Raw genomic sequence first — 383 nt, 5'->3', positions numbered from 1 at the left:
ACCAAGGCATTCAATGCGGTGACCCGCGCCGACCTCAACGCCCTCTTCGCGGACCTGCCGCCGCGCCCGGCAGACTCGCCGCCCGGCACTGGCTGGCCGACCGGTACCGCAACTTCCCCCACCACTCCCGCAGGTATCGGCGCCTCCCAACCTCCGGCCGGCGCCGGTGGGACGTCCATGGAGCGGCGGCAGGACGGCGACCGGAGCCGCGACGTCGTCATGGCCCTGTTGCCGTTCATCTGCCTGGTGCTGTTCTTCACCGTCGTGCGGACCTGGCTGGTCTGGCTGCTCATCCCGATTGTGGCGATCGTGATCTACGGCCCGGGCGGCAAGAGGGGCCGCGACCGGCGCCAAGGCGGCAACCGCTAGCCGCGCGGCACTGG

1 protein-coding gene is annotated in these 383 nt (G+C 71.5%); it reads left to right on the top strand.

Translation table 11 applies throughout. The annotated features are described in order from the left end of the window. Window positions 1-369 (top strand): DUF1707 domain-containing protein (locus tag D7Y13_RS46790; RefSeq protein WP_158626287.1); only part of this gene is annotated, 369 nt, incomplete at its 5' end. Window positions 370-383 lie beyond the last annotated feature (14 nt).

It is taken from the genome of Corallococcus praedator (assembly GCF_003612125.1).
Classification (GTDB): Bacteria; Myxococcota; Myxococcia; order Myxococcales; family Myxococcaceae; genus Corallococcus; species Corallococcus praedator.
Note: the sequence above shows the minus strand (reverse complement) of the source record. Positions and strands in the feature narration are given on the sequence as shown.